Source organism: Mycobacterium sp. MMS18-G62 (assembly GCF_053877835.1).
In genome coordinates this window covers 5,334,808-5,361,180 of sequence record NZ_CM132662.1, presented here as the reverse complement: position 1 = coordinate 5,361,180, position 26,373 = coordinate 5,334,808, and the positions used below count along the sequence as shown (strand labels likewise).

General features: G+C 66.8%; 25 protein-coding genes. 14 read left to right on the top strand and 11 right to left on the bottom strand.

The annotated features are described in order from the left end of the window. Positions 1-23 precede the first annotated feature (23 nt). From ACWW36_RS26695 to ACWW36_RS26680, 4 genes are all read left to right on the top strand, one after another. A complete protein-coding gene (locus ACWW36_RS26695; protein WP_456138938.1) occupies positions 24-770 on the top strand; it encodes a potassium channel family protein in 747 nt (248 codons plus the stop codon). Continuing rightward, positions 763-1,848 (top strand): NAD(P)H-dependent amine dehydrogenase family protein, encoded by a 1,086-nt coding sequence (locus tag ACWW36_RS26690; protein WP_456138937.1) that lies wholly within the window; start codon positions 763-765, stop codon positions 1,846-1,848. Before ACWW36_RS26695 ends, ACWW36_RS26690 begins: the two co-directional genes overlap by 8 nt. 63 nt (positions 1,849-1,911) lie before the next feature. Then, positions 1,912-3,669, top strand: coding sequence for an Hsp70 family protein (locus ACWW36_RS26685; RefSeq protein WP_456138936.1), 1,758 nt, complete (start codon positions 1,912-1,914; stop codon positions 3,667-3,669). Positions 3,670-3,678: 9 nt separating this feature from the next. Then, a complete protein-coding gene (locus ACWW36_RS26680) occupies positions 3,679-5,418 on the top strand; it encodes an acyl-CoA dehydrogenase family protein (protein WP_456138935.1) in 1,740 nt (579 codons plus the stop codon). Here ACWW36_RS26680 and ACWW36_RS26675 read toward each other — a convergent pair. Both ACWW36_RS26675 and ACWW36_RS26670 read right to left on the bottom strand, forming a co-directional pair. Further along, the gene (locus tag ACWW36_RS26675; protein ID WP_456138934.1) at positions 5,415-5,714 is read right to left on the bottom strand and encodes a hypothetical protein; all 300 of its coding nucleotides are present in this window, start codon (positions 5,712-5,714) and stop codon (positions 5,415-5,417) included. The two genes, ACWW36_RS26680 and ACWW36_RS26675, sit on opposite strands and share 4 nt — an antisense overlap. Continuing rightward, positions 5,705-6,331 carry a DJ-1/PfpI family protein gene (locus ACWW36_RS26670; RefSeq protein ID WP_456142639.1) on the bottom strand — a complete coding sequence of 209 codons (627 nt, stop codon included), beginning with the start codon at positions 6,329-6,331 and terminating at the stop codon, positions 5,705-5,707. Before ACWW36_RS26670 ends, ACWW36_RS26675 begins: the two co-directional genes overlap by 10 nt. 106 nt (positions 6,332-6,437) lie before the next feature. Between ACWW36_RS26670 and ACWW36_RS26665 the strand changes: the two genes are divergently transcribed. Beyond that, complete coding sequence (locus ACWW36_RS26665) at positions 6,438-7,967, top strand: acetolactate synthase large subunit (RefSeq protein ID WP_456138933.1); 1,530 nt, start codon at positions 6,438-6,440, stop codon at positions 7,965-7,967. Positions 7,968-8,013: 46 nt separating this feature from the next. Continuing rightward, a complete protein-coding gene (locus ACWW36_RS26660) occupies positions 8,014-8,976 on the top strand; it encodes a GlxA family transcriptional regulator (protein WP_456138932.1) in 963 nt (320 codons plus the stop codon). 2 nt (positions 8,977-8,978) lie between these two features. On the opposite strand, the gene ACWW36_RS26655 is transcribed toward ACWW36_RS26660, so the two are convergent. Then, entirely contained in the window at positions 8,979-10,067 is a 1,089-nt protein-coding gene (locus ACWW36_RS26655; protein WP_456138931.1) for an SAM-dependent methyltransferase, read from the bottom strand. Positions 10,068-10,149: 82 nt separating this feature from the next. On the opposite strand from ACWW36_RS26655, the gene ACWW36_RS26650 reads away from it, so the two are divergent. Then, the gene (locus ACWW36_RS26650) at positions 10,150-10,890 is read left to right on the top strand and encodes an SHOCT domain-containing protein (RefSeq protein WP_456138930.1); all 741 of its coding nucleotides are present in this window, start codon (positions 10,150-10,152) and stop codon (positions 10,888-10,890) included. On the opposite strand, the gene ACWW36_RS26645 is transcribed toward ACWW36_RS26650, so the two are convergent. Together ACWW36_RS26645 and ACWW36_RS26640 are read right to left on the bottom strand one after the other, a co-directional pair. Beyond that, positions 10,887-11,516, bottom strand: a complete 630-nt coding sequence (locus ACWW36_RS26645; protein WP_456138929.1) for an MBL fold metallo-hydrolase — start codon at positions 11,514-11,516, stop codon at positions 10,887-10,889. The two genes, ACWW36_RS26650 and ACWW36_RS26645, sit on opposite strands and share 4 nt — an antisense overlap. Then, positions 11,513-12,601 carry an S-(hydroxymethyl)mycothiol dehydrogenase gene (locus ACWW36_RS26640; RefSeq protein WP_456138928.1) on the bottom strand — a complete coding sequence of 363 codons (1,089 nt, stop codon included), beginning with the start codon at positions 12,599-12,601 and terminating at the stop codon, positions 11,513-11,515. Before ACWW36_RS26640 ends, ACWW36_RS26645 begins: the two co-directional genes overlap by 4 nt. 130 nt (positions 12,602-12,731) lie before the next feature. Between ACWW36_RS26640 and ACWW36_RS26635 the strand changes: the two genes are divergently transcribed. From ACWW36_RS26635 to ACWW36_RS26615, 5 genes are all read left to right on the top strand, one after another. Further along, the gene (locus ACWW36_RS26635; protein ID WP_456142638.1) at positions 12,732-13,502 is read left to right on the top strand and encodes a dioxygenase family protein; all 771 of its coding nucleotides are present in this window, start codon (positions 12,732-12,734) and stop codon (positions 13,500-13,502) included. Positions 13,503-13,524: 22 nt separating this feature from the next. Further along, positions 13,525-14,595, top strand: a complete 1,071-nt coding sequence (locus ACWW36_RS26630; protein WP_456138927.1) for a class I SAM-dependent methyltransferase — start codon at positions 13,525-13,527, stop codon at positions 14,593-14,595. Between the two features lie 8 nt (positions 14,596-14,603). Further along, a complete protein-coding gene (locus ACWW36_RS26625) occupies positions 14,604-15,560 on the top strand; it encodes a homocysteine S-methyltransferase family protein (RefSeq protein ID WP_456138926.1) in 957 nt (318 codons plus the stop codon). Between the two features lie 10 nt (positions 15,561-15,570). Further along, positions 15,571-16,395 carry a serine hydrolase domain-containing protein gene (locus ACWW36_RS26620; protein ID WP_456138925.1) on the top strand — a complete coding sequence of 275 codons (825 nt, stop codon included), beginning with the start codon at positions 15,571-15,573 and terminating at the stop codon, positions 16,393-16,395. Positions 16,396-16,502: 107 nt separating this feature from the next. Next, entirely contained in the window at positions 16,503-17,015 is a 513-nt protein-coding gene (locus ACWW36_RS26615; RefSeq protein WP_456138924.1) for a DUF3145 domain-containing protein, read from the top strand. Between the two features lie 10 nt (positions 17,016-17,025). Here the strand turns inward: ACWW36_RS26615 and ACWW36_RS26610 are convergent, their stop codons facing one another. Genes ACWW36_RS26610 through ACWW36_RS26600 form a run of 3 tightly spaced genes read right to left on the bottom strand, consistent with a single transcriptional unit; the run spans position 17,026 to position 20,335 of the window. After that, positions 17,026-17,832 carry an enoyl-CoA hydratase/isomerase family protein gene (locus ACWW36_RS26610; protein WP_456138923.1) on the bottom strand — a complete coding sequence of 269 codons (807 nt, stop codon included), beginning with the start codon at positions 17,830-17,832 and terminating at the stop codon, positions 17,026-17,028. An 11-nt stretch (positions 17,833-17,843) separates the two neighbouring features. Next, a complete protein-coding gene (locus ACWW36_RS26605; RefSeq protein ID WP_456138922.1) occupies positions 17,844-18,758 on the bottom strand; it encodes a diacylglycerol kinase in 915 nt (304 codons plus the stop codon). Continuing rightward, a complete protein-coding gene (locus tag ACWW36_RS26600) occupies positions 18,755-20,335 on the bottom strand; it encodes an FAD-binding oxidoreductase (protein WP_456142637.1) in 1,581 nt (526 codons plus the stop codon). Before ACWW36_RS26600 ends, ACWW36_RS26605 begins: the two co-directional genes overlap by 4 nt. 32 nt (positions 20,336-20,367) lie before the next feature. On the opposite strand from ACWW36_RS26600, the gene ACWW36_RS26595 reads away from it, so the two are divergent. Together ACWW36_RS26595 and ACWW36_RS26590 are read left to right on the top strand one after the other, a co-directional pair. Beyond that, entirely contained in the window at positions 20,368-20,946 is a 579-nt protein-coding gene (locus ACWW36_RS26595; RefSeq protein ID WP_456138921.1) for a TetR/AcrR family transcriptional regulator, read from the top strand. Positions 20,947-20,990: 44 nt separating this feature from the next. Beyond that, positions 20,991-22,496, top strand: a complete 1,506-nt coding sequence (locus ACWW36_RS26590) for a glycerol-3-phosphate dehydrogenase/oxidase (protein ID WP_456142636.1) — start codon at positions 20,991-20,993, stop codon at positions 22,494-22,496. Positions 22,497-22,537: 41 nt separating this feature from the next. Here ACWW36_RS26590 and ACWW36_RS26585 read toward each other — a convergent pair whose 3' ends face one another. Genes ACWW36_RS26585 through kasB form a run of 3 tightly spaced genes read right to left on the bottom strand, consistent with a single transcriptional unit; the run spans position 22,538 to position 26,355 of the window. Beyond that, positions 22,538-23,611 carry a VIT1/CCC1 transporter family protein gene (locus ACWW36_RS26585; protein WP_456138920.1) on the bottom strand — a complete coding sequence of 358 codons (1,074 nt, stop codon included), beginning with the start codon at positions 23,609-23,611 and terminating at the stop codon, positions 22,538-22,540. 12 nt (positions 23,612-23,623) lie between these two features. Beyond that, the gene (locus ACWW36_RS26580) at positions 23,624-25,045 is read right to left on the bottom strand and encodes an acyl-CoA carboxylase subunit beta (RefSeq protein ID WP_456138919.1); all 1,422 of its coding nucleotides are present in this window, start codon (positions 25,043-25,045) and stop codon (positions 23,624-23,626) included. Between the two features lie 56 nt (positions 25,046-25,101). Continuing rightward, positions 25,102-26,355 (bottom strand): 3-oxoacyl-ACP synthase KasB, encoded by a 1,254-nt coding sequence (kasB, locus tag ACWW36_RS26575; protein WP_456138918.1) that lies wholly within the window; start codon positions 26,353-26,355, stop codon positions 25,102-25,104. Positions 26,356-26,373: the final 18 nt, after the last annotated feature.

The window sequence follows — 26,373 nt, the reverse complement described above, 5'->3', positions numbered from 1 at the left end:
CGGATCGCTAGGGTCAGCGGTTGATGACTACCCCGACCCGGCTCGAGCGGTTCGAGCGGCGAACCGAGTGGCCGCTGGCGACCTTCGCGCTCCTGTTCCTGGGGCTGTATTCGGTGCAGGTGCTGGCTCAACCCCAGGGCCGCACCGGTCATGCCGTCGGTGTCGCGATGTGGTTGACGTATCTCGTTTTCGTCGCCGACTATCTGGCACGGCTGTACCTCGCCGAACCCCGCGGCAAGTGGTTCGTCCGCCATTTATTCGATCTCGCGATCGTCGCGCTGCCGTTTCTGCGTCCGCTGCGGCTACTGAGCCTCGCCGTCGTCATCGAGTCCCTGCAGCGTGCGGTCGGGCACTCGATCCGCGGCCGGGTCATCGTCTACACAATCTGCGGCGCGCTCGTCATCGTTTACGCCGCGGCACTGGCGATCCTGCAGGCCGAACGCGGTCATCCCGGGGCTCGCATCCACACGTTCGGCGACGCGCTGTGGTGGGCGGTCACCACCGTGACCACCGTCGGATACGGCGACCTCACACCCGTCACGGCCACCGGCCGATGGGTGGCGGTGGCGTTGATGATCGCCGGGATCAGCCTGCTGGGTGTGGTCACGGCGACGCTGGCGTCGTGGATCATCGAGCGCGTCGGTGAAGAGGATGCCGCCAATCAGGCGGCGACCGTCGCACACATCGAGGAGCTGCGCGCCGAAATTCAGCGACTCGCCAAGTCGGTCACCGACGACCGCGAGCCCGCCTATGGTGAAGCCCGTGACTGATTCTGGTGCGAAACGAATTGTCGTCTGGGGCACGGGCTTTGTCGGCCGGATGGTGATCGCCGAGATCGTCAAGCACCCGCGGTTCGAACTAGTCGGCGTCGGGGTGAGCAATCCGGAGAAGGTGGGGCGCGATGTCGGCGACGTCTGCGGCCTGGGCACGCAGGTGGGTGTGACGGCCACCGACGACGTCGACGCCCTCATCGCCCTGCAACCCGACGCCCTGGTGCACTACGGGCCGACTGCCGCGCACGCCGACGACAACATCGCGCTGATCACCCGCTTCCTGCGCGCCGGCATCGACGTGTGTTCGACCGCCATGACGCCATGGGTGTGGCCCACCATGCACCTCAACCCGCCGAATTGGATCGAACCCATCACCGAGGCCTGTGAACTCGGCGAGTCCTCATGTTTCACCACCGGCATCGACCCCGGCTTCGCCAACGACTTGTTCCCGATGACCCTGATGGGCCTGTGCTCGGAGGTCCGCAAGGTGCGGGCATCAGAACTGCTGGACTACACCAACTACGAAGGCGACTACGAAGTCGAGATGGGCATCGGCAAGCCGCCCGAATACCGCGCACTCCTGGAGACTCCCGATATTTTGGTATTCGCTTGGGGCGCAACGGTTCCGATGATCGCGCATGCCGCGGGCATCATGCTCGACGAGATCACCACCACCTGGGACAAGTGGGTGACGCCCAACGAGCGCAAGACCGCCAAGGGCATCATCGCGCCGGGCAACGTCGCCGCCGTCAGGTTCACGATCAACGGCGTCTACCGGGGTGAGACCCGCATCCAGCTCGAGCACGTGAACCGGATCGGTGTCGACGCCGCTCCCGACTGGCCCTCTGGCAACGAGAACGACGTCTACCGCGTCGACATCGAGGGCACCCCGAGCATCTTTCAGGAGACGGCGTTCCGGTTCACCGACGGCTCCGGGCGCGACGCGGCCGCCGCCGGCTGCCTGGCCACCGGCATGCGCGCGCTCAACGCCGTACCCGCTGTCAACGACCTGTCACCAGGCTGGGTGACAGCGTTGGATTTGCCACTGATTCCCGGCGCGGGAACCATTCGCTGAGTAACGCCAACCCCGTCAGACAAGATTGATAACCGGATAGGGTTTGTTTCGAGACGGAGTGACATGTCTGACGGGGTAGGGCTCTCGGTTGGTGCGACCAACCTGGCGGCCGTCGTAGTGGGCCGGACTGCGCTGACGCGGTCCCCGGTACTGACGCTGTACTCGCACCGCCCGCCCGAGGTCGGTGTGCCCAGCGAGAATCCCAACTTGAACGAACGCGGCCTGATCATCACCGACTTCGTCGACCGCGTCGGCGACCCGGTCGGCATCGTGGCGTCCGACGGCTCGACCCATCACGCTGACGCGCTGCTGGCCGACGCGTTGCGGGCGATGCTCTACGCGGTTGGCCGTGGCCGGCCGCCGGCTGGGCCCGTCGCGGTGACCCATCCTGCGCACTGGCGACCGGCGGCTGTCGATGCGCTGCGCCACGCGTTGGCCGCGATCCCGGAGTTCGGTCATCCCACGCCCGCGCCCCTCGTCTCCGATGCCACTGCGGCGTTGGTGGCACTGCAGGACAACCCCGGCGTGCCCACCCGCGGCATCATCGCGCTCTGCGACTTCGGCGGCACGGGCACCAGCATCACGCTGGTCGACGCCGCCAACGGCTTTCAACCGCTCGGCCCGACCATTCGTCACGCCGACCTGTCCGGGGATCTCATCGACCAAGCGCTGCTCACCCACGTCATCGACGATCTGTCTGCCGCGGGCACCATCGACCTGTCCAGCACGTCGGCGATCGGCTCGCTGAGCCGGCTGCGCGGCCAGTGCCGCGGCGCCAAGGAACGGTTGTCGACCGCCGCGGTCACCTCGCTGGCCGTCGAACTTCCCGGCCACCACAGCGAGGTTCGGCTCACCCGCAACGAGCTCGACGACGCTATCCGCCAGCCGCTCACCGACTTCGTCGGCGTTGTACAGGAAACTGTCGACCGCAGTGGCATTCAGCCTGCCGACCTGGTTGCGGTGGCGTCGGTCGGTGGCGGTGCCCGCATTCCGATCATCACGACGACGCTGTCCGAGCACTTCCGCGTGCCGGTCATCACGACCGCGCAGCCTGAGCTGACGGCCGCGATCGGCGGCGGACTGCGCGCGGTGCGCGGCACAGTGGACGACGGTGCGACCTCGATGGCCGCCGCCGCCGCAGCACCCGGCGCAGTGGCCGCTGCGGCCGCCGCGACGGCGATGGCGCCCGAGGTCGATCCTCAGGCTGGGCCCGCGTCGAGCACGTTCCGGGCGCTGGCGTGGTCCGATGCCGACGACGTGCCCGACGTGGCACCAACCGATCCGTACGACTACGCCTCTCCCGCTGACACGGACGGCGCCCGCCCGCAGATGCAGTTCGGCCATGAACCGTACGACGACCAACCGGCGCCGCTGCCGTGGTACCGGCGCCCCGTCGCGCTGGCCGCAATAGGGCTTGTCGTGCTGTTCGCGGCGCTTGCCGCGGTCGTGCTTTTCGTGCTCCGCGGCGACAGCGCCCCGACGCCGGCATCGACGACCACTCCCGTCACGACGACCCCGCCGGCACCCACCACGACGGCCGCCGCGCCGCCACCCACCGAACCGGCTCCACCGCCGCAGACGCAGGCACCCCAGACCCGCACCGTGACGCGGCAGGCGCCACCGCCGGCGACCGCCACCGAGGCGCCCCCGCCTCCACCGCCGACGTCTGAAGCACCGCCGCCGCCTCCCACCACAGAGGCGCCACCGCCGACGACCGAGGCGCCACCGACGACCCAGCCGCCGTGGAGCCCGACCGCGCCGTACCCGACGATCCCGGGCTTGCCCTGGGTTCCGGCACCGCAGGTGCCCGCGCAGCCCTAGGCTCGCGGCATGACGCAGACGGACGGCTTGCTCTTCGATCCGAACACGTATGACCCGCCGCAGTTCGACGCGCAGACGCGTCGGTTACTGCGCGCGACCATCGACTGGTTCGAGGGGCAGGGCAAGAAACGCCTGCTCGACGACGACCTGGCGGCGCGGTGGCCCGCCGATTTCGTCGACTTCGTCAAGCGGGAGAAACTGTTCGCAACGTTCCTCACGCCGTCGGAGTTCGGCGGCTCTGACACGCGCTGGGACGCCGCCCGCAACGCCGCGCTGTCCGAGATCCTCGGCTTCTACGGCCTGACCTACTGGTACACCGAGCAGGTCACCATCCTCGGCCTCGGACCGATCTGGCAGAGCGACAACACCGACGCCAAGCGCAAGGCCGCCGATGACCTGGAGGCCGGAGCGGTGATGGCCTTCGCGTTGTCCGAGCGCGAGCACGGCGCCGACGTGTACAACACCGACATGGTGCTCACGCCTGCCAGCGAAGAGGACCGCGCGAACGGCCTCCTCTATCGGGCGTCGGGGGAGAAGTACTACATCGGCAACGGCAACGTCGCGAGCATGGTGTCGGTGTTCGGCAGGCGCGGCGACATCGACGGCGACGACGCTTACGTGTTCTTCGTCGCCGACAGCGGCCACGAGAACTACCACCTGATCGACAACGTCGTGCACATGCAGATCTACGTGAGCACGTTCCGGCTGGAGAACTATCCGGTGCGCGCCGAGGACATTCTGCACACCGGCGTGGAAGCCTTTGCGGCGGCGCTGAATACGGTCAACGTCGGAAAGTTCAACCTCTGCACATGCTCGATCGGTATGGTCGAACACGCCTTCTACGAGGCGATCACCCACGCGCAGAACCGCATTCTGTACGGCAACCCGGTCACCGACTTCCCGCATGTGCGAGCGACTTTCGTCGACTCGTATGCGCGTTTGGTCGCGATGAAGCTGTTCAGCCAGCGTTCGGTCGACTACTTCCGCAGCGCCAGCCTCGACGACCGGCGCTACCTTCTGTTCAACCCGGTGACCAAGGCCAAGGTCACGATGGAGGGCGAAAACATTGTGCGGTTGCTGCACGACGTGGTCGCCGCCAAGGGGTATGAGAAGAACACGATGTTCCGTGAGGTCGCACAACTGATCGGCGCGCTGCCCAGGTTGGAGGGCACCGTGCACGTCAACGTCGGCCTAGTGCTGAAGTTCATGCCGAACTACATGCTCAACCCACGCGAGTATCCCGAGATCCCGACGCGTAACGACGCCGTCGACGACACCTTCTTCTGGAACCAGGGGCCCACCCGCGGCGCCGGCAAGGTGCAATTCGCCGACTGGACAACGGTTTACGAGAAGCACTCGAGCATCCCCAACGTCGGGCGATTTTACGAGCAGGCGCAAGCCTTCAAGGCGCTGCTGATGACCGCCGCACCGGATGCCGAACAGCAGAAGGACCTCGACTTCCTGCTGAACGTCGGGCACCTCTTCTCGCTGATCGTGTACGGACAGCTGATCCTCGAGCAGGCCGCGTTGACCGGGCTGGACGACGACATCGTCGATCAGATCTTCGACTTCCAGATCCGCGACTTCAGCACGTATGCCGTTGCGCTGCACGGTAAACCGAGTTCGACGCAGGCGCAGCAGGACTGGGCCGTTGGCGCGATCCGCAAACCCGTAGCCGACGCCCAACGGTTCGACCGCGTCTGGGAACGGGTGAAGGCCTACGACGGCGCCTACGAGATGCGGCCCTAGCGGCGTCTCACACCCGTCACCGTCGAGCGTGGCAGGCGCCCCGCCTTCGAATGCCCGGCGAGCCTGTCCCCGTCGACCACGACGTCGAATTCGAGGTTCAGCCGCATCGGCTTGGTCACCGACTGCTTCCACGTAATGCGCTGTCCTGCAACGGCGATATCGCGCAGCACGACGGTTTCACCGCGGCCCGTCGCACTTCCGGTGAGCGTGCCGCCGTCTTCGGTGAAGGTGTACAGGATCTGCAGCGATCCGATCGGGGTCTTGATGGTCACGTCCCAGTCGCCGATCACGTCCATACCGTGCCCCGTCGCTCGTACTCGAACAGTTCCTCGACGGCCAACGCGACGCGCGGCCCAAAGGCACGGTCAAGCAAGTGCAGGGCAAGGTCGAGACCAGACGTGACACCGCCGGCGGTGACGAGGTCGCCATCGTCGACCACCCGCGCCCGCACGACGCTGACACCCGTCGCTTCCAACACGTCGACGCCCAGCACATGCGTCACCGCGTTTCGGCCCTCCAGCAGCCCCGCCATCGCCAGCGCGAGCGAACCACCACACACGGTCGCCACCGTGACGTCGGGGTTGGCCATCGCCTGGCGCATCAACGGCGCCGCGTCGGTCTCGCCGAACCGGGCGAGCAGGACCGGAATAGTGTCGACTTCATCGGGGTCGCCATCGACGGGTCCGCTTGCGCCCGGGACGATGACGAAACCGGGCTTCGACGGATCGAGCTTGGCCGTCGCATTCAGCACCAGCCCCAGGGTGCCGCTGACCACCGGACGCGGACCCTCGGCGGACACCAGCTCGACCGTCAAGCCGCCGCCGGCCGCCTCGCCACCCGCCGCGAGCACCTCGAACGGCGCAATCACGTCGAGTGGGTCGAACCCGTCGAACAACACAATCTGTGCATGCACAGTGAGATCGTCGGCGAGGCGCCGTGCGAGTAGCCAGGCGTCACGCGGCCATGTGCCGCCGGAATGTTGCCACGCGGGAAGTCGGCTCGACGGCAGAATCATGCCCATGAGCACAGGCGCGGAGGTGGTCGTCGAACGTCTGGTCGCCGGGGGAGTCGAGGTGTGCTTCGCCAACCCCGGTACATCGGAGATGCATTTCGTCGCCGCGTTGGACTCCGCACCGCAGCTGCGGGCCGTGCTGTGTCTATTCGAAGGCGTGGCCACCGGCGCCGCCGACGGCTATGCACGGATCGCTGGCAAGCCCGCGGCCACCCTGCTTCACCTCGGCCCCGGGCTCGCCAACGGACTCGCGAACCTGCACAATGCTCGGCGAGCGGGCAGTCCGGTCGTCAACGTCGTCGGCGATCACGCCGTCGAACACCAAAAGCTTGATGCGCCACTGCAATCCGATATCGACCTGCTCGTTGACTGGCTACACGGAACGGTGCACCGACCGGCGTCGGCCGATGAAGTCGGCGAAAAGGTCGACCATGCGATCGCCGCCGCCGCGGCTGGGGCGACGCTGATCCTGCCTGCGGACCTGTCGTGGAGCGAGTCGACGTCTGGCGGCGCGGCCGTTCAATCGTCACCCGAAGTCGTACCTGTCCCGACCGCAACCCAGCCAGAGGTCATGGCGCTTGTCGAGCTACTGAAAAAGCACGGCGAGCATGCGGTGCTGCTGCTCGGCGGCGCGGCGATCACCGCGGCAGGCCTGCGCGCGGCGGCCCGCATCACGGCTGCGACGGGCGCCAAGGCACTCGTGGAAACATTTCCCGCGCGGCTGCCCCGCGGCCGCGGCGTGCCCAATATTCCCCGCCTCGGCTACTTCGCCGAAATGGCGCAGGAACAGCTCAGGGACACAAGGCATTTGATCCTGGCGGGAGCGCGGTCGCCGGTGGCGTTCTTCGCCTATCCGAACATGCCCGGTGATCTGGTACCGCCCGGCGCGAAGGTTCATCATCTGGCCAGCGGACTGGACGAAATCGCCGACCGTCTCGGGGCCCCGGCGCTCCCCGAATCGGCGGCCAGCCCCCCCGACATACCAACCGGGCCGCTGCGAACCGACAACTGGGCCTCGGTCATCGGGGCGCTGCTTCCCGAAAACGCGATCATCTCCGACGAAGCCAACACCAGCGGACTGTTACTGCCCGACGCCACCGCCGCCTCACCACCGCACGATGTGCTCACGCTGACGGGTGGCGCGATCGGCCAGGGCCTGCCGGTGGCGGTCGGTGCCGCCATCGCCGCGCCGAACCGACCAGTCGTCGCGTTGCAGGCCGATGGGAGTGCGCTGTACACGATTTCGGCGTTGTGGACCATGGCCCGTGAACAACTCGACATCACCGTCGTCATCCTCAACAACCGTGCATACGCGATCCTGCAGCTCGAGCTGATGCGCGTCGGCGCATCCGCCGCCGGCCCAAAGGCCCAGTCCCTGCTCGATTTGTCCAATCCGGACCTCGACTTCGTCGCCATCGCCGAAGGACTCGGTGTCCCGGCAAGCCGTGCCACCACGACGGGAGAACTCGCGACGCAATTCCAGGCTGCCGTCAGTGAGCCCGGACCGCATCTCATCGACGCCCTGCTGGCCAGATAGACACCGGGCGCCATGATATTGCCACGCCGGCTGCTACTGTCGGATCGTGCACACCGTCGGGGTTCTCGCCCTCCCGGACACGATCGCGTTCGACTTGAGCACCGCCGTTGAGGTGTTCGGCCGTGTGCAGCTGGCATCCGGCGAGCAGGCATATCGCGTGCTGGTGTGCGGAACCGAACCCGTCGTGAGCGCGGGACCGATGCGCATCGGCACCGACCACGGGGTCGCTGAGCTCGCCGGTGCGGACACGATCGTCATCCCCGGCCGCAACGACGTGCGCGTCAGAACTCCCGACGACGTGTTAGACGCGCTGCAGTCGGCCTACGCGGCGGGCGTCCGAATCGCCTCTATCTGTTCTGGCGCCTTCACCCTCGCCGAGGCTGGACTGCTCGACGGCAAACGCGCGACGACGCACTGGGTCGCAGCGGATCTGTTCCGCGCGACCTTCCCCGCCGTTGACCTCGACCCCGATGTGCTTTACGTCGACGAGGGTCAAGTGTTGACGTCGGCAGGCGCATCGGCCGGTCTGGACTTGTGCCTGCACATGGTCGCCCATGACTACGGCGCTGCTGTGGCAGCGGATGCTGCGCGGCTGGCGGTCGCCCCGCTGCACCGAAGCGGGGGACAGGCGCAGTTCATCGTGCGGAATCGCCCACCTGTCAATCACATTGCCGCGCGTACAGAACTCGACGACGTGCTGGCTTGGATCGAACAGCAGGCCCATCGCGAGTTGACGCTGCGCGACATCGCCGACCATGCGGCGATGAGCGTGCGCACCCTGAACCGGCGCTTCCAGTCCGAGACGGCGCAGACGCCCATGCAGTGGCTGACCGGAGTGCGGGTCCGCCATGCTCAGCAGCTATTGGAGAGCACCGCCTACGGCGTCGAACGGATCGGCCGTGAGGTCGGGTTCAGTTCGCCTGCCAACTTTCGTGAGCAGTTCCGGCGACTGACCGGTGTCGCACCTGTCCAGTACCGCAACACCTTCCGCGACCGGATGGCGGGCTGAAGTCAGGGCGCCTTGGGCCGCTTCCACAGCACCACGTGTGCGAGCGGTATCTGCATCTGCTCGGGCTCGGCCGCCATCCGCGCGGCAACGCCGGCCTCTAGCCGGTTCATGAACTCGACACATCGCGGATCGGCCCGGCCGCCGTCGAGAGCGGTCGACATCGTCGGGAACACCGCCGCCCTGGCGAATGCCGCCCACAACGCCCCGAAAGCATTTGCGTCGTGATCGGCTTGGTACTGCGCCCAGAACCTGTCCTCGGCGTCGAACACCTCGAGGTGTTCGATCTCCAGGCGCTCGAATCGGCCCTTCGGCGCAAACGGCGACAGAAAATCAGCGGCCCGACGAGACACGGTCGGAATGCACATGCGATGCATTTCGTCCTCGGTGATCAATTCTTGGTCGCGCAGCTCGGCCAGCCCGGCGAGCATGCTCCTGAACAACGGGCGGTAGCCGAACTCGCCGTCATCACCAATGGCCATCGTCATCACCACAAGACGTCCGCCAGGGCACAATTCACGCCCGCGGAACGCGACGAATTCGTGCCAGTCCTGCGCGGCTTGTTTGGCGTACGCAGTGCGCACACCCTCGTCGTCGCTGTAGGCGACCTGGAGGTGGTCAGGGATCGGTGCGGGCACCCGGCTCAGCCACTGGATCGCCCAGGAACTCCACCCGAGATTGACGCTGTTGGACGGCAGAATCTGCGCATAGAAAGAGCGACCGACCGCCGAGGCGAACGTTGCAGCGTCTTTGCTCAGGTAAGTGTCCGGGTCCTCGGCAAGTGTCTGAAACATCGCCGTGAAATCGTTGTCGGGCACATCGGTATGCGCGACCAGAATCGAATGCTCGGGCCGGGTGCGCTTGCGTAGCACGGCGATTGCCGCGCAGACAGGCAGCAGTGAATTGTGTCCGGTCGATGCGCCGTAATCGGCGATCACGATGGGCTGGGGCGGGGACGGAAGCGGAACCTCGGAGGCGGCCCGCTCGAAAAGCTGAATGGCTGGCCGCAATCCCGCCGCCTGCAGCCGCGAACTCGCCGTGTACGTCTCGCTCTCCAGCGGCTCTGGCCGCACGACGATGCTGGATTCAGGCATCGTCACCTCCACACCGCTTGGCAAACAATTTCTTCAACGACGACGGTAGTCTTCCCGCAGCGCCCGTGACAGACTTCGCCCCATGAGTCGTCAACGGACCGCGGCGCGCGTTCTGGTCGGATTGTCGATCCTGACCCTGGTGGTGGGCATCGTCGGCTTCATCGCGACTCTGGTCCTCAACGCCTTCGTCCTCGACGAGTACGACGCCTACGGCGAGGTACCTGTCCCCGGGTCTACGAGTCTGCATCTGCCCGCTGGTGAGGTGACGGTCAGCTTCCACACCCAGGTGATCGGCAGCACGAGCGGCGGCGGGCTGCCCGTACCGGAGCTCAAGATGCGGCTCATTCCCCCGGACGGGGTTGCAGATCCCGCGGTGACCGAGAACTTCGGCAGCACAACCACTGTCAACAACGACGCGCATGTTCGCGTCTGGGTGGTGCAGGTCCCGGCGGAAGGCACCTATGGGGTCAAGACCGACGGGCAGATCAATGGCTACATCAACCCGACGCTGGCGTTCGGACACGGCAGTTCGTACGGATGGCTGGTGTGGGTTTTCGTTGCGCTGTTCGTATTCGGAGTAGTCGATCTGGTCGCCTCGCTGCTCTGGTCGGCGCGGTCAAGTAAGAAGGCGCGGCCCCTGGCGCCGCAGGAACTGCTGGCAGTCGACCATCCGGCATGGAGCACAGGACCCACCGCCACGTACACGCCGACCGACCAGGGGGCCAGGCTCGAACAGCTCAAGACTCTGGCGTCCCTGCGGGATTCGGGTGCACTCACCGAGGCGGAGTTCGAGGCGGAAAAGCGCCGCATCCTCGGTGACTAGTGGCCGCGTGCCACCCATTCGTCGTAGTGGACGATTTCGTCGCCGATCGTCGTGGCGTCGCCGTGCCCTGTGTAGACGACGGTCTCGCCCGGCAGCTTGCCGAGCCGCCTCGAGATCGACTCGAGGATGGTGGGAAAGTCCGAAAACGACCGGCCCGTCGCGCCGGGACCGCCGTGGAACAGCGTGTCGCCACTGAACACGGCGTTTATTTCCGGCGCATACCAGCACACCGAGCCTGGTGAATGGCCCGGCGTGTGCAGCGCGCGCAGCTCGATGCCGCCGACGGTCAACGTGTCACCGTCTGAGACAGGACGAAAGTCCTTGTCTGGGTGGGTCATTCGCCACAGCACGTCATCGGCGGGATGAAGCAGCACCGGCGCGTCGAGCGCCTCGCCGAGCTCAGGGGCGACCGTCACGTGATCGTTGTGCCCGTGGGTGCACACGACAGCCTTCACATGGCGGCCGCCGACCGCCATGACGATCGGGCCGGCGTCGTGGGCCGCGTCGAACACCACGACCTCGGAGTCGTCGCCCACGACCCAGATGTTGTTGTCGACTTCCCAACTGCCGCCGTCGAGTTCGAAGGTGCCGTGTGTGACGACGCGGTCGATCGGGCCGCCGTTCATTTGAGCACCACCACCGAGCGCAGCACCTCACCCGCGTGCATCTTGTGGAACGCCTCTTCGATGTCGTCGAGCCCGATGCGTTCGGACACGAACTTCTCCAGCGGTAACCGCCCCTGCAGGTACAGGCTGATCAGCGTCGGGAAGTCACGCTCGGGCAGGCAGTCGCCGTACCAGGACGACTTCAGCGACCCGCCCCGGGAGAAGAAGTCGATCAGCGGCATTTCCAGCTTCATGTCAGGAGTCGGAACACCCACCAGCACAACGGTTCCCGCGAGGTCGCGGGCATAGAAGGCCTGCTTCCAGGTCTCCGGCCGGCCGACCGCGTCGATCACCACGTCGGCGCCGTTGCCGTCGGTCAGATCCTGAATGGTGGCCACCGGGTCGAGTTCGCGCGCGTTGATCGTGTGCGTGGCGCCGAACTCACGCGCCCAGTTCAGCTTCTTGTTGTCGGTGTCCACGGCGATGATCCGCTTGGCCCCGACCAGCCGTGCGCCTGCGATGGCGGCGTCACCCACACCGCCGCACCCGATCACCGCGACGGTGTCATCACGCGTGACCGCACCGGTGTTGACCGCCGCGCCGAGGCCGGCCATCACGCCGCAACCCAGCAGCCCGGCCACCGCGGGGTCGGCGGCGGGGTCGACCTTGGTGCACTGGCCCTCGTGCACGAGCGTCTTGTCGGCGAACGCGCCGATGCCCAGCGCCGGGGTCAGCTCGGTGCCGTCGGTCAACGTCATCGGCTGCTCGGCGTTGAACGTGTTGAAGCAATACCACGGCCGGCCCCGCTTGCACGCCCGGCACTGACCGCACACCGCACGCCAGTTCAGGATTACGAAATCGCCCGGCTCGACGTTCGTCACGCCAGGACCCACCGATTCGACGGTGCCTGCGGCTTCATGGCCGAGCAGGAAGGGGAACTCGTCGTTGATGCCGCCGTCGCGGTAGGTCAGATCGGTGTGGCACACGCCGCACGCGAGGATGTCGACGACGACCTCGCCCGGACCCGGATCGGGGATGACGACGTCGACGACCTCGACCGGCTCGCCCTTTTTCCGTGAAATCACACCGCGCACCGTCTGACTCATGGGTTGAACCCTAAAGCGTGCGCGCGTGCGCGGAACGTCGAGCCTGCGCACAGATCGAGATTTCGGCCCGAATCGCGATCTCCCCGCAGTTTCGGCGGGTCCCTCGCGCTGGTGGAAGGCTGGGGGAGTGATGCCTCCGGCCCTCTACCTGTCCCACGGCGCGCCGCCGCTCGTCGACGACGAGCTCTGGGTGGCGCAGCTCGCGGCATGGGCGCGCGAACTGCCGACGCCGACAGCGATCCTCGTCGTTTCCGCCCATTGGGAGGCCGCGCCGCTGACGATCGGCTCGACAATCGCGGAAACGCCACTGACCTACGACTTCTGGGGATTCCCGCAGCACTATTACGACGTCACGTACGACGCGCCCGGTGCGCCAGACCTGGCCGCCCGAGTCCAAGCCCTGATGCCGTACGGCGAACCGGTCAGCCACGACCCGGATCGCCGGCTCGACCACGGGGCCTACGTTCCGCTGACCGTCATGTATCCCGACGCCACCATCCCGGTGCTGCAGATCTCGATGCCGACGCTCGACCCGGAGCGCCTGCTCGCGCTCGGCCGCAGGCTGCGTCCGCTGCGCGACGACGGCGTGCTGATTATCGGATCGGGATTCACCACGCACGGATTGCCGTTCCTCGAGGACCCGTCACCGGATGCCGCCGCACCGGACTGGTCGCAGGAGTTCGACGCGTGGGCCAGCGAGCGGTTCGCCGCCGGCGACGTCGATGCGCTCATCGACTTTCGGCACAAGGCGCCGGGCATGCCGTACGCCCATCCGACGATCGAACACTTCTCGCCGTTGTTCGTCGCGCTGGGTGCGTCCAGCGACCCCGGGCAATCGCCGCGGCAGGTCATCGACGGGTATTGGATGGGACTGGCGAAACGGTCCATTGAACTCGTCTGAAGCCAATACCGTTGAGGTTGGCATGACAACGCTTGATCCGAACACCGACACCACTGAGGAATTCGCCGGGCGCATGGTCGGCGCGATCGACGGCGCCAGCCTGGCCATTCTGTTGTCCATCGGGCATCAGACCAAGCTGTTCGACACGATGGCCGAACTGCCGCCGGCCACCAGCACGCAGATCGCGGACGCCGCCGGGCTCAACGAACGCTACGTCCGCGAGTGGCTGGGCGGTGTCGTCACCTGCCGCGTTGTCGACTACGACCCCACCTCGCAGACCTATTCGCTGCCCCGCCATCGCGCCGCGGTGTTGACCCGTGCCGCCGGGCCCGACAATCTGTCTCGTGTCGCGCAGTTCATTCCGCTGCTCGGCGAGGTCGAGCAGAAGATCATCGGCTGCTTCTACGAAGGCGGCGGGTTGGCGTACACCGAGTACCCGCGGTTCCACAAGCTGATGGCCGAGCAGAGCGGTGAGGTATTCGACGCGGCGCTTGTCGACGCCATTCTGCCGATGGCCGACGGTCTGCCCGAACGCCTCCGGGACGGCGCCGACGTCGCCGACATCGGTTGCGGGAGTGGCCGTGCCATCAACGTGATGGCACAGGCATTCCCGGCCAGCCGGTTCACCGGCGTTGACTTCTCCGACGAGGGACTAGCCGTTGGCGCCGCGGAGGCCCGCAGTCGGGGACTCGAGAACGCCACCTTCGTCAAAACGGACGTGGCCGAGTTCGACGCGGACCAAACGTACGACGTCATAACGGTTTTCGATGCGATCCACGATCAGGCCAAGCCAGCGCAGGTGCTACACAACATCTATCGCGCACTGCGGCCGGGCGGGATCCTGCTGATGGTCGACATCAAGGCATCCAGCGAGCTCGAAGACAACATCGGTGTGCCGCTGGCGGCGTACCTCTACACCGTTTCGACCATGCATTGCATGAGCGTGTCTTTAGGGCTCGACGGCGCGGGATTGGGCACCTGCTGGGGCCGTCAGCTGGCCACCTCGATGCTGGCCGATGCCGGCTTCAGCGATGTCACAGTCCATGAGATCGAGACCGACCCGATCAACTTCTACTACGTCGCCCGCAAGTAGCCCTATAGATGACGATCGAAGGGGGCCGGCGACAGTCGCTGCCTCAATTGAACGGCGCCGGATTGTTCGTGACCGACGGCGGCTTGGAGACCGAGCTGATCTTTCACGACGGACTCGAGCTGCCATGCTTTGCCGCGTTCCCCCTGCTGGAGCAGCCGGACACCCGGGCTCGGTTGCGTCACTACTACGACGGCTATCTGGCGATCGCGCGTGAGCACGGCGCGGGCTTCATCGTCGAAACCCCAACGTGGCGCGCCAATCCCGACTGGGCCGAGCAGCTCGGCTACTCCCCGCAGCGGCGCGACGCCACCAACCGCGATGCCGTGTCACTCGCCGAGGAGGTGCGAGCGGTCGCGACGGCCGACGGGATCACAGCGGTGGTGAGCGGGTGCGTCGGCCCGCGCGGGGACGGCTACGACCCCGAAAACGCGATGACGCCACAGGAAGCCGAGAGCTACCACGCGGTTCAGATCGGCGTTTTCGCCAGCACCACGGCCGACCAAGTCACCGCGCTCACCATGACCAACGCGCAGGAGGCGATCGGCATCGTGCGTGCGGCATCGGCATCGGGCATCCCCGCGGCGATCTCATTCACGGTCGAGACCGACGGCCGGCTTCCCACTGGCCAGCCGCTGCACGAGGCGATCGAACACGTGGACGCCGAGACCGGTTCCGGCGCCGCGTACTTCATGGTCAACTGCGCCCACCCCGCGCACTTCGCCGATGCACTGGCACCCGAGGGGGCATGGCGGCGACGGCTCGTCGGTCTGCGGGCGAACGCGTCTACGCGCAGTCACGCCGAGCTCGACGAGGCCACCGAACTCGACGAGGGCGATCCGGTCGACCTCGGTGCGCGGCACGCCGCTCTGCGCGACCGACTGTCCTCGGTCAGTGTGCTCGGCGGCTGCTGCGGAACGGACGCCCGGCATGTGGCAGCGATCGTCTCGGCGTGGGGGGCCTACTAGGCTCCTGCGGGTGTCTGCGCTCGACGCTATCGCCGACTGGCCGGTCAACTCGGCCGCCGCGGCCGTTGTCGCCCCGTCGGGTGTGGTCGCGGAATATGGCGACAGCCGTCGCCGGTTCGCGTTGGCGTCGGTGACCAAACCACTCGTCGCCCGCGCGGCACAGATCGCGGTCGAAGAAGGCGTCGTCGAGCTCGACACACCTGCCGGTCCGCCAGGCTCCACGGTGCGACACTTGCTCGCGCACGCGACGGGCTACTCGATGAACTCGGCGGAGCTGATGGCAAAGCCGGGCCAGCGCCGGGTCTATTCGAATTACGGATTCCAGGTGCTTGCCGAGACGGTGGAAGCCGCGTCGGGCATTGAGTTCGGCCGATACCTGGCCGAGGCGGTGTTCGACCCCCTCGGGATGGCCGACACGTCGTTAGAGGGCGGCACCCAGGCGGCGGGGTTCGGGGCAGCGTCGACGGTGGCGGACCTGACGGCTTTTGCCGGCGACTTGCTGAGACCCGCAACAGTGTCGGAGCAGATGCACTCCGAGGCGACTGACGTGCAGTTTCCCGGGTTGGACGGCGTTTTGCCCGGCTTCGGGGTGCAGCGGCCCAACGATTGGGGGCTGGGTTTCGAGATCCGCGACGCCAAGTCACCGCACTGGACGGGTGCGAACAACTCGGCGCGCACCTACGGACATTTCGGCCAGTCAGGGACGTTTTTGTGGGTGGATCCGGACGCCGATGTGGCGCTGGTCGTGCTGACGGATCGCAACTTCGGCGAGTGGGCCTATCCGCTGTGGCCGGCATTGTCTGACGAAGTCCTGAGAGAATTTGCGGGGAACTAGCGCAACAGGGGTCTCACAAGGCACAATAGAAACGCACGACACAGCTGTAATTCGGATTCGCCAGGTCGTTGGGGAAGACGTCCCTCGTGGAGCCGAAGGAGCAGCAGATGCGTGCAGCGAACCAATTCGCCGACGCGACGACGGGCGTGGTCTACATCCACGCCTCACCCGCGGCGGTGTGCCCGCATGTCGAGTGGGCGTTGTCGTCGACCCTTCAAGCGAGGGCGAACCTGAAGTGGACCCCGCAGCCGGCCATGCCGGGACAGCTGCGGGCGGTCACCAACTGGGTCGGCCCCGTCGGCACCGGGGCGCAGTTGGCCAACGCGCTGCGGTCATGGTCGGTACTGCGCTTCGAGGTGACCGAGGACCCGAGCGCGGGCGTCGACGGGCATCGCTGGTGTCACACCCCGCAGCTGGGGCTGTGGAGCGGTGCGATGAGCGCCAACGGTGACGTGATGGTCGGGGAGATGCGGCTGCGCACGCTGATGGCGTCGGGCGCCGACACGCTGGCCGCCGAACTGGACTCCGTGCTCGGCAGCGCATGGGACGAGGCGCTGGAGCCCTACCGCGACGGCGGCGACACGGCCGAGGTGAGCTGGCTCAGCCGGGGAGTCAGCTAGCCGGCCGCCCTCACAGTTGCGTCGGGTTCGCTCCGGCTCGACCGCTGTCGGACTTTTCGAAGTATCGCCTCAACAATTCGCGGGTTTCATCCTGGTCCACGCATGTGTAGGAATTCCATCCCTCGATGCGCAGCTGGTCGTCGAGCGGCTTGCCGATGACCTCGAGGATGGTTTCCTTGGCCGAACGAATTGCCCGTTGAGAGTTGCGCAGTATCTGGCGGGCCAGCAGTTCGGCTTCGTCCAATAGCTGTTCGTGCGGAACGACCTTGGTCACCAGATTGCATTGCAGCGCCCGGTGCGCATCGATCGGCTCGGCCGTGAGAACCATCTGCATAGCCACGCCGACGCCGCATGTGTTGACCAGCCTCGTGATTCCACCGTCGCCGTGGTGGAACCCTCGCCGCGCCTCGAATGAACCGAACTGTGCGTGTTCGGAAGCCACCCGCAGGTCGCAGGCGAGCGCCAGCTCAAACCCGCCGGCCAGCGCCCAACCGTTGACGGCGGCGATGGTCGGTTTCGCAATGCGGTGCATTCCTCGGGTGATTCCCCCGAACCCGAGGTCCACGATTTCCCGAACGCGGCTTGGGTGCGCGTCAACGTAGTTCATGGGTACGTACGTCGCGAGATCGGCGCCCGCGCAGAAGGAGTCGCCAACGCCGGTCAATATCGCGACGTCGGCCTCGTCGTTGTCGCGGAAATCTGCCCAGATGCGGCACAACTCCTCATGCATATGCGGTGTGACCGCGTTCTTGGCTTCGGGGCGGTTCAGGACGATGCGCGCGATTCTGTCCGTGATGTCGTATGCGATCTCCGTCATCGGTCAATCGTTCACTGTCTATCGGGAATTTGTGGTCGAAGGATCTTCAACGCCGCAGACACGGCGGACACGTCGACGGGCAGCGGGCATACGTATTCGCCGTCGGCGTAGGCGTTGATGCCGGGGGAGTCCACGCTGACCGATCTCGTCCGTGCCGTACTGACCCGATCGAGTTCGGTGTGGGTGCCCTTGAAAACCGTGGGGAACAAGCGAATCAGCCGAGTGCGCGACGTCGCGTGCACCATCGTGACGTCGAGCTGGCCATCGGAGTGGTCGGCCTCCGGGCATATCAGCATTCCGCCGCCGTAGCTTTTCGTGTTGCCGAACGCGACAAGCGTCAGATCGGCGACGGTCGTTTGGCCGTCGTCGAACGCCAGCCGAAACGGCAGCGGCCGAAGCTGTGACAACTCGGCGACGATCGCCAGGTTGTAGCGCATCCGGCCATGCGGCCATCGCATGCGATTTGTTCGGTCGCTCACAAGCGAATCGAAGCCGGCGGCCATCACCGTGCCGAACCATCTCTGCGTACCGGCATGGTTGTCGATGCGGCCGAGGTCGACGGTTTCGGACCAGCCATCGGCGACCACGTCGGCGGCCGCTTCCGGACTCTTGGGGATCCCGTATTCGCGGGCATGGTCGTTTCCGGTCCCCGCCGGAATGATGCCCAGCGGAACCTTACCGAGCGCCAACGCCTGCAGCGCAAGCGAAATCACGCCGTCGCCTCCACACACCACGAGCGCATCGGTGCCGCGTTCGAGCGCTTCATCGACCAGTCGACGCGCATGATCGGCGTCGGTGCCGACGATTTCGCAGACGTCGACCCCGCGTTGTTGGAACCGCGCAACCGCCCGCTCGGCCGCATGAGGCGCATTGCCATGCCCCGACATCGGATTCGTCAGAACAGTGACTCGCCCGATCTCGGTCACGGAATCAGCTTGCCCGGGTTGAGGATTCCCGCCGGATCGAGCGTGGCCTTAACGGCCCGCAGCACCGCGACCCCGAGATCGCCGACCTCCTCATGCATCCACGGCCGGTGATCGGCGCCCACCGCATGGTGATGGGTGATCGTGCCGCCGGTGCGCATCATCGCGTCCGACGCGGCGGTCTTCGCCTCGCGCCACTGCTCGATCGGATTGCCGCGCTGTCCGGCCACGACGGTGAAGTACAACGACGCGCCCGTGGGATACACATGCGAAATGTGGCACAGCACAAGCGCCGGCGTGCCGGATTCGGCCAGCGAGGCCGTCAACGCCTCCGTGACGGCGGCTTTGAGCGCGGGCACGTTCGACCAGTTGGTCGCGGTCTCGAGCGTTTCGCACAATGCACCCGCGGACAGCAGCGAGTCACGCAGGTACGGCGCGCTGAACCGGCCGTGCTCCCATGCGCGGGCCGGCGCCTCGCCCAGCGACGTGCCTCCGTTGGCTTGCAGCACCGCCCGGGTCTCGGCGTGCCGGCTCTCCACGTGCGCCTGCGTCCCCTCGAACACCGTGACGGCCAGACACCCGCCGGTGATCTGCTGTTCGCCGATGCTCTCAGTGGTCGCGAGGTTGACCCCGGTCTCGGCCTCGTCCGATAGCCGGACGACCGTCGGCCCCGTGCCGGTCTGCACGACGGCACGCAGCGCGTCGGCGCCCGTCGAAAAGTCAGGGAACGACCACGCCTCATAGCGGGTGGCCGCCGGAATCGGGTGCACCCGCACCCGCACGCGCGTGATGATTCCGAACACGCCCTCGGAGCCGATCAGCAGCTGCCGCAGATCCGGTCCTGCGGCGGAGGCCGGCGCGCGCCCGAGGTCGAGGACGCCGGCCGGCGTCACCGCGCGCAGGCCGCGAACCATGTCGTCGAAACGCCCATAACCTGCAGAATCCTGACCCGACGACCGCGTAGCCGCGAACCCGCCGATGGTCGCGAAGCAGAAGCTCTGCGGAAAATGGCCGAGGGAGAATCCTCGTTCGCCGAGCAGGCGTTCGGCCTCCGGCCCGGTGAGCCCCGCGCCCAGATCCGCCTCGGCCGACACCTCGTCGAGCGAATGCAACTGGTTGAGCCGCCGTAGGTCGAGCGAGATGACGGCCTTGAAGTCGCCGCGCAGCGGGTCAAGACCACCGACGACGCTGGTGCCGCCGCCGAACGGGACAACCGCGATGCTCTTGCTCGCACAGAACTGCAGGATCGCGGCTATCTCGTCTTCGTCACCAGGCAGCAGCACCGCGTCGGGCGCGTCCTGCACACCGGAATCCTTGCGGCGCAACAGATCCAAGGTCGACTTTCCGCCGGCGCGCAGCAGCCGGGCACGGTCGTCGACGCCGCAGTACTCGGGCCCGACGATCGCGGCCAGGCCCTCGCGGTCCCCGGCCGACAAAGCCGAAGGGCGCAGCCGAACCTGGTCGGGCTGCAACTCGGGTGTCGTCGACTCCTCGACACCGAGAGCCTGCCGCAACAACGACCGGATGCCGTCGGACAGGGGCTTTGCCTCCGCTGGGTCGCCCCAGGCGTTCCATTTCATATCCGGCCGCGTCATGAGTTACAGTATTACACATGTCGTCAATCCGTAACTCTGCGCAGAGTGTCGAGGATCGAATTCTCGATGCGGCCGCGGCGTGCGTGCTGGCGAACGGCGTCGAACGCATGACATTGACCGACATCGCGCGGCGCGCCAGGGTCAGCCGCCCGACCATCTACCGCCGGTGGCCCGATATCCGCCATGTCGTCGCGGACCTGCTGACCGCACGCATTGCCGGCGTTCTTGAGGGGATACCGGACAGCGGCGTCGGACGCGAAGAGATCGTCAAGCGCATCGTCGTGGTCGTCGAATGTCTACGCAGCGACGAGGTCGTCATGTCGGTGCTGCTCAACGCGCCGACCATGGCGATCGTGTACATCACGGAGCGGTTGGGCACCAGTCAGCAGGTTCTCATCGACGCGCTGACCCACGCAATCAAACTCGGGCAGGACGATGGCAGCGTGCGTTCGGGAGATCCGCGCCAGTTGGCGGCGATGTGTCTGCTGATCACCCAGTCGGCGATCCAGTCCTCCAAGATGGTCGCGCCGATCCTTGACGAACACGCTCTCATCGCCGAACTGACCCACTCGCTCGACGGATATCTCAAACCGTGACCGGTGGTTCGACCGCACTCAACGAATCGCGCCGCGCCGCCGACATGGCGGCCCTGGCCGACGGCGCGCAACTCGACGTGATCGTGATCGGCGGCGGCATCACCGGCACGGGCATCGCGCTGGACGCCGCGACCCGAGGCCTTCGCGTCGCTCTGGTGGAAAAGCATGACCTGGCGTTCGGCACCAGCCGGTGGAGCTCCAAGCTGGTGCACGGCGGCCTGCGGTACCTTGCGACCGGCAACGTCGGCATCGCCAGGCGCAGCGCCGCCGAACGCGGAATCCTGATGACGCGCAACGCTCCCCACCTCGTCAAGGCCATGCCGCAGCTGGTTCCGCTCCTCCCGTCGATGAGTCGCGGCGGCCGGGCCTTGGTGCGGGGCGGGTTCCTGGCCGGCGATGTGTTGCGCCGACTCGCGGGCACGCCCGCATCGACTTTGCCGCGCTCGTGTCGCGTTGGCGCCGAGCGCGCGATCGAGCTCGCACCGACCGTGCGTCAAGAAGGGCTCGACGGTGCGTACCTGGCGTACGACGGGCAGCTGATCGACGACGCGCGGCTGGTCACGGCGGTCGCGCGCACGGCGGCGCAGCACGGCGCGCGCATCCTGACCCGCGTCGCCGCAACGAACGCGACGGGCACGTCGGTCACACTGACCGACCAGTGCTCGGGCGAGTCGTTCGACGTTTCGGCCCGCGCGGTGATCAACGCCACCGGGGTGTGGGCGGCAGAAGTCGACACGTCGATTCGGCTGCGACCAAGCCGCGGGACACATCTCGTATTCGACGCCAAGGCGTTCGGCAATCCTGTTGCGGCGCTGACCATTCCGATACCCGGCGAACTCAACCGCTTCGTGTTTGCGATGCCCGAGCAGCTCGGCAGGGTTTATCTCGGACTTACCGACGAGGATGCGCCCGGGCCCATTCCCGATGTGCCGCAGCCCTCTTCGGAGGAGATCTCGTTCCTGCTCGACACGGTGAACACGGCGCTCGACGTCGCGCTCGAGCCGACCGATGTGATCGGCGCGTACGCCGGCCTGCGGCCGTTGATCGACACCGGAAGCGGCCGCACGGCCGATGTGTCGCGTGAGCACGCGGTCGTCGAGTCGCCGTCGGGGGTCATCAGCGTGATCGGCGGCAAACTCACCGAATACCGGTACATGGCCGAGGATGTGCTCGACCGGGCGGTCGAGCTGCGCGGCCTGGCGGCGTCGCCATGCCGCACCCGCAACCTGCCGCTCGTCGGTGCCCCGTCGAATCCCGTTGCGGCGCTGCGTTCACCGGCCGAACTGCCAGCTCAGATACCGGGGTCGCTGGTTGCGCGCTTCGGCGCGGAGGCGCCGAACGTGATCGCCAAGGCAAGTTGCGAGAGGCCGACCGATCCCGTGGCCGACGGCATCGACGTCATCCGGGCCGAATTCGAGTACGCGGTGACTCACGAGGGGGCGCTCACCGTCGACGACATCGTGGACCGCCGGACCCGCATAGGGCTCGTCGAGTCGGACCGTGCCGCAGCGGTTGCGGTGGCCGAGGAGATGCTGGCGCGAGTTTCGTGATCGCGGAATAACCGCGGCCGACCGATGACCCGCTGCGTCTGCTAGCCGGTGGTGGTGCCGAAAAGTGTGCCCAGCAGATAGGTGATCGTTGCCGCGCCGTAGCCGATCAGCAGCTGACGGAGCGCGCGCCGCAACGGCGGCCCGCCGGAGAGCAGCCCGACGATGACTCCCGTTGCCAGCAGGGCGATCCCGACCAAGATGGCCGCCACGATCACCGCGGGGATCCGCTGCAGACCGAACAGGTAGGGCAGGACAGGAATGAGTGCGCCGACGGCGAAGAAGCAGAAGCTGGACAGCCCGGCGCGGATACCGGTGCCGACGGCCTCGTGCCTGTCGGCGTCGGGCCCAGCGAGTCGACCGTCCGCGCCGCTCACGTCGAGCCTGTGCAGCACCTCCGCGGCGTAACCGGCGGCCTCCTCGGCGCTCATCCCTCGCGCCCGATACACCAACGCCAATTCGTTTGCGTCGACATCCAATTCAGGTAACGCGGCGCCCGCTGCCGGGCTCGGCGTGGAGGCATCCAGCAGTTCGCGCTGGGAAGTGACCGAAACGTATTCCCCGGCGCCCATGGATAGCGCGCCGGCGAGTAAGCCCGCCAGGCCTGTCACGAGAACAGTGTGGGCCGACGCACCCGTCCCGGTGATCCCCATGACGAGCGCGAGGTTGCTGACGAGCCCGTCGTTCGCGCCGAATACCGCCGCACGGAAGGTGCCCGACAAGCGATCCCGCCCACGGGTGGCCAGCGCGCGAACAACTTCGAGATGGATGCGTTCGTCGGCGGCCATGGTGGGCGTGGCGTCGACGTCGGTGTCGTAGGTGGAGCGGTCCTCGGCTCGCTGAGCGAGGGCCAACACGAACACCGAACCGAAGTACCGGGCCAAGAACCCGAGCATGCGGGTCCGCAGATCGGCACGCCTCGGCTTGCCGACTTGATCGCCGAGAAGATTCAGCCAGTGCTGCTCGTGGCGCCGTTCAGCGTCGGCGATCGCGAGCAGGATGTCGCGTTCCTCGCCCGTCCGACGCTGTGCCAAGTGCCGGTACACGGCGGCTTCGGCTCGTTCGTTGGCCAGGTGCCGGCGCCAGCGACGCAGCTGCGACTGTCGTTCGGACTTCACACAGCCCGGTAACTACAGCGGGATGTTCTTATGCCGGCCGCGGCGTTGCGGCGCCTCGGCCAACGCCTGAGTCAGCTTGCTGCGCGTGTGGGCCGGGTCGATCTTCTCGTCGACGACACCGATCTCGATCGCGGAATCCACTCCGCCCGCGATCCTCTCGTGCTCGGCGGCCAACTGCTCGTGCAGCGCCTCGCGCTCGGCTTCGGGCGCGGCGGCCAGCTTCTTCTTGTGCAGAATGCCGACGGCGGCCTTGGCGCCCATAACGGCGACCTCGGCGTCCGGCCAGGCGAACACCTTCGTCGCGCCAAGCGAACGCGAGTTCATCGCGATGTAGGCGCCGCCGTAGATCTTGCGGGTGACCAGCGTGACGCGCGGCACCGTGCATTCGCCGAACGCGTGCAGCAGCTTCGCGCCACGACGAACAACGCCGCCCCACTCCTGGTCCACCCCGGGCAGGTAGCCCGGCACGTCGACGATGTTGACAAGCGGGATACCGAACGCGTCGCAAAGGCGCACGAAACGTGCTGCCTTCTCGGCACTTTCAGAGTTCAGGCAGCCGCCAAGGCGCAACGGGTTGTTGGCGATGACGCCGACCGTCCGTCCCGACAACCGGCCAAGCCCGATCACGATCGACGGCGCCCATTTGCCCTGGAACTCTTCGAACGGCACGCCTTCGTCGAGCAACGCCTCGACGAGCGGGTGCACGTCGTACGCGCGTCGCGGCGACTCCGGCAGCAGCGCGTGCAGATCGGTATCGCCGGCCTCGGCCTTGCCTTTGTCGAAATGGCCCTGCTGACAGAACAATCCGACCAGTCGACGGCCGCGCTCGTAGGCGTCGAGCTCGTCGTCGGCGACGATGTGGCACACGCCGGACTTCTTGTGATGGGTGTCGGGGCCGCCGAGCGACGCCATGTCGACGTCCTCGCCCGTCACGCTGCGAACCACGTCGGGGCCGGTGACGAACACGCGGCTCTCGGGCGCCATCACGATCACATCGGTCAGCGCCGGCCCGTAAGCCGCACCGCCGGCGGCGAATCCGACGACCACCGAGATCTGCGGGATGTAGCCGGACGCCCGGATCATGGCCTCGAACACCAGACCGACGGCATGCAGCGCCTTGACACCCTCGGCCAGCCGGGCACCGCCGGAGTGCCAGATGCCGACGATCGGGCTCTGCTCCTCGATGGCGGTGTCGTAGGCGTTGACGATGTGCGCACACCCCTCGGTACCCATGGCGCCGCCCATGACGGTGCCGTCGGTGCAGAAGGCAATGGTGCGCATGCCGTTGACGGTGCCGGCCGCGGCCAGTACGCCCGAGCGGTCACGCTCGTGCAGCAGTTGCACGCTGCCGTCGTCGAAGAACGTGCTCAGGCGCAGCAGCGGATCGCGTGGATCTAGCGATTCGCCGACGGCCTCGGGGGCCATGATCGTCATAGAAACCTCCTGTAGCCGGTCGGACATCGGCTTGCGCCGTCGAGAAATTCTGTGTGTCAGTACTTCCCGAAGGCGAGCGCGACGTTGTGCCCACCGAATCCGAACGAATTGTTGATGGCGTATTGGTAATTGCCCGACCGCGGCTCCCCGGCCACCACGTCCAGATCGATCTCCGGATCGAGGTTTTTCAGGTTCAGCGTCGGCGGAATGATGCCGTCCCGCAACGCCATCACGGTCAGGATGGACTCCACCGCACCGACCGCTCCGACCGAATGGCCGAGCGCCGCCTTGGGTGCATACACCGCCGGCTTGTGGCCGCCCATCGCGTTGTTGATTGCCTTCCCTTCGGCCACGTCGCCGACGCTGGTGCCGGTGGCATGCGCGTTGACGTGGTCGATGTCTGTGGGCTGCAGACCGGCAAGTTGGATTGCCCGCGTCATCGCGTGCCCGGCCTGCTCACCGTTGGGGTCGGGGGCCACGATGTGGTAGCCGTCCGATGTGATGCTCGCTCCCATGATGCGGGCGAGAATCGTTGCGCCGCGCGCCTTGGCGTGCTCCTCGGTCTCGATGACCATGAGCGCACCGGCCTCGCCGAACACGAACCCGTTGCGGTCCTTGTCGAACGGGCGACAGGCACCGGCCGGGTTGTCGTTGGTGGTGGACAACACGATTCGCATCTGCGCGAAGCCGGCGATCGGCACCGCCTCGATCTTCGTTTCGACACCGCCGCAGATCGCGACGTCTGCCTCACCGAGGACGATCTGACGCCAAGCCTGCGCGATGCCCTCGGAGCCGGATGCGCAGGCCGAAACCGGGGTGCTGACCCCGGCCCGCGCCTTGCGCTCCAGCCCGACCGCGGCCGCAGCGGCGTTCGGCATGTACATCTGCACGGCCAGCGGGGAAACGGCACGCAGACCCTTGGCCCGCATGCCGTCGTAGGCGTACACGAGTTCCTCGGTCGAGCCCATCCCCGTGCCGATCGAGACCATCAGGCGTTTCGGGTCCACCTCGGGTGAGCCCGCGTTCTGCCAGACCCTGCGGGACAGAACCGTGGACATCTTCTGCAGATACGACAGCCGGCGCAGTTCGACCCGCGTCAGCTCATGATCGAAATCCTCGAGAAGGTGCCCGCCGATGCGGACCGGAAGGTCGTACTGCTCGACGAACGGGTCCTCGAGTTTGCGGATCCCGCTCTGTCCGTCGAGCAGCTTCTTCCACGTGTTGTCCGCGTCGGTCGCCAAGGCAGTCGTCATCGCAATGCCGGTGACGACAACGTTGGGGAAACCGTTCCCCGTAGACAACCCCGCCATTACTACTCCGATGGTTCC